At 75.0% G+C, this 4548-nt stretch carries 4 protein-coding genes; 1 reads left to right on the top strand and 3 read right to left on the bottom strand.

The genetic code is table 11. The features are described 5' to 3' along the window. The 3 genes from DZG00_RS12600 to DZG00_RS12590 all read right to left on the bottom strand — a co-directional run. On the bottom strand, positions 1-1056 hold a 1056-nt coding region (locus DZG00_RS12600), incomplete at its 3' end, for a heparan-alpha-glucosaminide N-acetyltransferase domain-containing protein (protein ID WP_119382745.1). 40 nt (positions 1057-1096) lie between these two features. Continuing rightward, on the bottom strand, positions 1097-2332 hold the full coding sequence (locus DZG00_RS12595; RefSeq protein WP_119382746.1) for a multidrug effflux MFS transporter: 1236 nt from the start codon (positions 2330-2332) through the stop codon (positions 1097-1099). Between the two features lie 141 nt (positions 2333-2473). Beyond that, the gene (locus tag DZG00_RS12590) at positions 2474-3574 is read right to left on the bottom strand and encodes an aminotransferase class V-fold PLP-dependent enzyme (protein WP_119382747.1); all 1101 of its coding nucleotides are present in this window, start codon (positions 3572-3574) and stop codon (positions 2474-2476) included. A gap of 81 nt (positions 3575-3655) precedes the next feature. Between DZG00_RS12590 and DZG00_RS12585 the strand changes: the two genes are divergently transcribed. Beyond that, positions 3656-4548 (top strand): LysR substrate-binding domain-containing protein (locus tag DZG00_RS12585; RefSeq protein ID WP_119455682.1); only part of this gene is annotated, 893 nt, incomplete at its 3' end.

The following is a 4548-nucleotide window of genomic DNA, read 5'->3' as shown; positions in this document are numbered from 1 at the left end:
CCCCCGGGATCCGCGCGGGGCGAGGTCCGACGCGCGCCCCGCGACCGCGCCGAGCGCCCGCTCGAGCGGGCCGCGCCCGAGGATCCGCGTCCACAGCAGGCACAGCACGACCGTCACGACGACGAACGCCAGGTACGCCCCGTCGTCCGCGATGAGGTCGCCCTCCGGCGCGACCAGGTCGATGACCACGATGTGCACCGCGTACACGGTGAGCGCGAGCTGCCCCACCGCCTCGAGCGGCACGAGCGCAGCCGGCAGGAGCGCGGCGATGCGCAGGCACAGGCCGATCACGGCGACGGCGAACCCGCCGGATCCCACGACCTCGAACGGCGACCCCTCGTGCGGCGTCGTCGAGAGGATGAACTCCCACCCGGGCGGCGGCGCGGGCAGCGCGGCCTCCAGGAGCGCCGAGCCGCCGTACGCGAGCACGGCGAGGCCGGCGCCCACCGTCACGAGCAGCAGCTGCACGCGCGCGGAGCCGAGCGCGAGCCGGCCGATCCCGAGGCCCGCGATCGCGAACGCCACCCAGGTGAGCGCCGGGTAGTGGCCGGTGACGACGAGGATCACGAACGGGTCGGGCCGCATCAGCGCGGCGTCGAAGTGGATGGCGAGCGCGGTCGTGGCCACGGGCAGGGCGACGGCGGCGACCGCCGCGAGCGCCAGCAGCCGCGACGCACGCCAGCGCAGGAGCGGCAGCACGGCGACGAACAGCACGGCGTAGACCTCGAGGATCACGGCGACGTAGGTCTCGAGCGACGCCAGCAGCCCGCCGAGGAGGAACACGCACGCGGCCCGCACGAGGATCCTCAGCCGCACGCGCGCGAGGTCGCTCCCGTCCACGGGCCGGTCGCGCCCGGACATGAGCGCGATGGACACGCCGGCCAGGGTCGCGAAGAGGATGGACGACCGGCCGTCGGTGATCGCGAGCCACGAGGCGGGGTCGTCGAGCTCGAGGGTGCGGGGCAGCGCGACGTGCGCGGCCATCATCCCGAGGACCGCGAGCCCGCGCGCGGCGTCGATCCCCCGGAGGCGGGCCGGGTCGCGGGCGGGGCTCATGGCCTCACCCTACCCAGCGTCCCCGCGCGGTCGACCGCCGTCAGTTCGTGAGGGCGGGCACCGTCCGCGGCTGCACGATCAGCCACATGGAGAGGATCGAGACGACCGCGCACGCGCCCATGACGGACGCCATCGGCACGCCCGACGTGATGCCGAGCACGCCCACGATGGGCGAGATCGCGCCGGCGAGGCCGAAGTTCACGGCACCGAGGAGGGATGCCGCCGTGCCCGCCTCGTGCCCGTGGTTCACGAGGCCCAGAACCTGCACGCAGGGGAAGCCGAATCCGCAGGCGAGGATGAAGAAGAACAGCGGGATCAGCGTGCCCAGGAGCCCGGCGTCGGTGAAGGTGCCGAGCAGCACGATCGTCGCGGACGACAGGAACTGCACCGTGACGACGCCCGCGAGGATCCACTGCGGCCCGATGACCTTGGTGAGCCGCGCCGCGATCTGGTTCCCGATCACGACCCCCAGCGAGTTGATCCCGAACAGGATCCCGAACTGCTGCGCGTCGAACCCGTACACGTCCTGGAACAGGAACGACGAGCTCGAGAGGTAGGAGAACAGCCCCGCGAACTGCATCCCGCCGATGAGCGCGACGCCGACGAACACGCGGTCGCCGAGCACCGAGCGGTAGCGGCGGAGCAGCGTGCCCTTCTCCTCGATGCGCACCCGGTCCTTGGGCAGCGTCTCGACGATGAAGAACGTCACCGCGATGACGACGAGGATCGCGTAGGCGGTGAGCGCGTAGAACACGCCGCGCCAGTCGACGAAGCGCAGCAGCTGCGAGCCGATCACGGGCGCGAGGATCGGCGCGAGGCCGGTCACGAGGGCGAGGCGCGAGAGCATGCGCACGAGCGGGCGGCCGCCGAAGAGGTCGCGCACCATGGCCATCGCGACGACGGCCCCACCCGCGGCGCCCGCGCCCTGGAGGATCCGGAACACGAGCAGCACCTCGACGTCGGGCGCGAGCGCGGCGCCGAGCGACGCGAGGATGTGCAGGCTCGTGGCGACGATGAGCGGCAGACGTCGGCCCACCCGGTCGCTCCACGGGCCGACCACGAGCTGGCCGAGCGCGAACCCGACGGTCGTGCCGGTGAGGGTCAGCTGGACGGCCGCGTCCGAGACGCCGAACTGGTCCTTGATGACCGGGAAGGCGGGCAGGTAGAGGTCGATCGTGAACGGCCCGAGGCCGACGAGGGCGCCCAGGACGATGATGTAGACGATGCGCTCCCGGCGGGAGAGCGCGTCGCCGGGGTGGAGGACGGCAGACGACACGGAGCGTTCCTTCGGGACGAGGGGGCGCGGGGCGCCGGAGGACGAGGGTGCGGCGTGGACCGCCTGGATGTCCAACGGGCGCGCGCCCGGCTTATTCCCAGCCGAGGGAATCCCACCGGATCCGCGCGTCGGCGCGAACCGTCAGGAGCGCAGCGCCGCCACGACGCGCTCCACGTCGTCCTCGTCGTTCCATACGTGGAAGGCGATGCGCGCGCGACCCGCGCGGCCCGAGGCGACGATCCCGGCGGCACCGAGGCGGGCGAGGTCGGCGCCGTCCGCGTCCGGCCACGTGACGATGGCCTGCCCGCGCGGCTCGATCCCGAGGCCCGCGCTCACCAGGTCGCCCAGCTCGACGTTCCTCCGGTGCACGGCGTCGAGGTCGAGGCGCGCGAACAGGGCGATCGCCGGGGCCGCGCCCACCCACGCGCCGAACGCGGGCGACACGTCGAAGGCGCGCGCGTCCTCGGCGAGCGCCATCGCGGGTCCGTAGCAGGACGCCCACACGTCGGCGCCCGCGTACCAGTTCGCCTGCACGGGCACGAGCGTCCGGCGGTAGCGGTCGGAGAGCGTGAGGAACGCGGCGCCGCGCGGCGCGCAGAGCCACTTGTACGCGTGGCAGGCGGTCGCGTCGAACTGGCTCGCGTCGATGGGCATGGCGCCCGCCGCCTGCGTGGTGTCGCAGAGCGTGAAGGCGTCGTGGATCCGCGCCGCCTCGCGGATGGCCGCGACGTCGGCGACCCGGCCGTCGGCGGACTGCACGAGCGAGAACGCGACGAGGTGCGTCCGCGGGCCGATCTCGGCCGCGAGCTCCTCGAGCGGCACGTGGCGGACGACCACGCCTCGCGCCTCGGCCACCACGAACGGGTAGGTGAGCGAGCTGAAGTCGCCCGTGACGCACAGCACCTCGGCGCCCGCGGGCACGGCGGCGGCCAGCACGCTGACGAAGGAGGCGGTCTGCGAGCCGACCGCCACGGATCCCACGTCGACGCCCACGAGCGACGCGTACGACGCGCGCACGCCCTCGACGACGCCGCCGTAGCCGTGGGCCGTGGATCCGCCGCCCGACCACGTGGCGAGGTCGGCGCGCAGCCGCTCGACCGTCTCGCGCGTGGGCAGGCCCATGGTGCAGGCGGAGAGGTAGCCGGGGCCGGCCTCGAACAGGTCGCGGAGGTCGGCGGGCAGCGGCGCGGACGCGGTGTCCGCGAGGGCGGCGGGGGCGGGGGTCGGGATCCGGGTCGGCATGCCTCCAGCGTGGCGAGAGCGGATCCATCGAGCAAGCCCCCGCCCGGCATGCGTCCCATAAGCGCGCGTTATGCTCCGCGCATGACGGATGCCCCGCCGACCTCGCGCGACCTCGACTCGGCCTCGCTCGCCGCGGTGCACGCCCTCGCCGCCCGCGGTTCGATCACGGCCGCGGCGGCCGCCCTCGGCATCAGCCAGCCCGCCCTGTCGCAGACGCTCCGCCGCCTGGAGGCGCGGATCGGCGTCCCCGTCACCGCGCGCGCGGGCCGCGGCGTCGTGCTCACGGAGGCCGGCCGCGTCCTCGCCCGGCACGGCGAGACCGTGGTGCACGCCATCGACCAGGCCGCCGACGAGCTCGACGACCTGCGCGGCCTCCGCGCCGGCACCGTGCGCGTCGCGGCCTTCCCGTCCGCGTCGTCGACGGTCGTGCCGCGGCTCCTCGGCGGCCTGGCCCGGGCCCATCCGGGCCTCGGCTTCGGCTACCTGGAGGCCGAGCCGCCCGAGGCCGTCGCGGCGGTGCGCGCCCGGGAGGCCGACGTCGCCGTCACCTTCGCCTACCCGGACGACCCCGACGACCCGGGCGCCGGATCCCTCGACGGCCTGGATTCGCGACCGCTCTGGCGCGAGACGCTCTGGGCCGTGCTCCCGGAGGCGCGGGCCCTCGGGCACCGGGGCCCGCTCGCGCTCCGCGACCTCGCGGACGACAGGTGGATCGCGGGCTGCGTCCGGTGCCGGCGCCACCTCGTGAGCGCCTGCGCCCGCAGCGGCTTCGCGCCGACGACGTCGTTCGAGACGGACAACGCGGCGGCGGCCGTCGGCATGGTCCACGCCGGGCTCGGGGTCGCGCTCCTGCCGTCGCTGGCCCTCGCGACCGCTCCCCTCCCCCGCGGCGTCGTCCGGCGCCGGATCTCGGGCGTCGGCGAGCGCGTGGTCCACGTCGTCACCGCGCCGGGCGGATCCGGCTCCACCGCCGT

Origin of the sequence: Clavibacter lycopersici, assembly GCF_003576405.1 — a bacterium.
GTDB lineage: Bacteria > Actinomycetota > Actinomycetes > Actinomycetales > Microbacteriaceae > Clavibacter > Clavibacter lycopersici.
Note: the sequence above shows the minus strand (reverse complement) of the source record. Positions and strands in the feature narration are given on the sequence as shown.